Origin of the sequence: Capnocytophaga sp. oral taxon 338 str. F0234, assembly GCF_000192225.1 — a bacterium.
Lineage (GTDB): Bacteria > Bacteroidota > Bacteroidia > Flavobacteriales > Flavobacteriaceae > Capnocytophaga.
In genome coordinates this window covers 1-1,036 of record NZ_GL872427.1, presented here as the reverse complement: position 1 = coordinate 1,036, position 1,036 = coordinate 1, and the positions used below count along the sequence as shown (strand labels likewise).

1 protein-coding gene is annotated in these 1,036 nt (G+C 36.4%); it reads left to right on the top strand.

From position 1 onward, the window contains the following. The coding region (locus HMPREF9071_RS11670) for a site-specific integrase (protein WP_009401551.1) at window positions 1-975 on the top strand (975 nt) is incomplete at its 5' end. Window positions 976-1,036 lie beyond the last annotated feature (61 nt).

Here is a 1,036-nt window from a genome sequence, read left to right as displayed (position 1 = left end):
ATGAAGTACGAGGGAGTGGTTACTGCTCAGAAGCTAAAAGCTACTTTTCTAGGCATAGGAGTAATGGAAGATTCCTTGCTAAAAGTCTATGAGAAGTTCAAAGAAGACTTTGCCCTGATGGTAGAAAAAGGTGTTAGAAGTTATAGTACGCTCAACAAATACGAAAATGTATACACTCATTTGAGCGAGTTTATCCAGTACAAATACCGCAGAAGTGATATTTCTTTCAAAGAACTTACAGAAGACTTTATCAACGATTTTGACTTCTATCTTAGAGTTAATAAAAGTCTTACTCACAACACAATATGGGTTTATATGATGCCCCTTTGTAAAATGGTAGAAATAGCGATAGACAAGGGTATCATCTATCGCAATCCTTTTAAGAATTATATAAGTTCTATGGAGGAGAAAGATAGAGGCTATTTGCTTAGAGAGGAAGTAGAAACTCTTTTACAATATCACCCTAAGAGTGCTTCTGCTGAATTAGTACGAGACCTATTTGTTTTTAGTTGCTTTACAGGCTTCTCTTACATTGACATCAAGCAACTCAAGAAAAGCCACTTACAATCGTTCTTTGACGGCAACAAATGGCTTATCAAACGACGTCAGAAATCTGATATGCCCTGTAATGTACGTCTGTTAGATATAGCCGAGAAAAATATTGAAAAATATGAGGGTACGACTCGTACAGAGGCACTATTTCCTACACCCTCCAATGCTAATTGCAACCTCCTGATTAAAAAGATGATGAAAGATTGCAACATCATTCGTGAAAAACCTATCTCCTTTCACTGGGCACGCCATACCTTTGGTACTCTGTTCTTAACAGAAGGGGTTCCCTTGGAAAGCGTTAGCAAGATGATGGGACATAAGAATATCAAAACTACCCAGATTTATGCTAAAATCACCAATGAGAAAATCAGCAAGGATATGGAAATTGCTGCCGAACGATTAAAAAACTTAAAGATAGGATAACTAACAAATTTCTTCTTAGAATTAAAATCCATTGATAACATTTCAAAAAGAGATGTGTCGA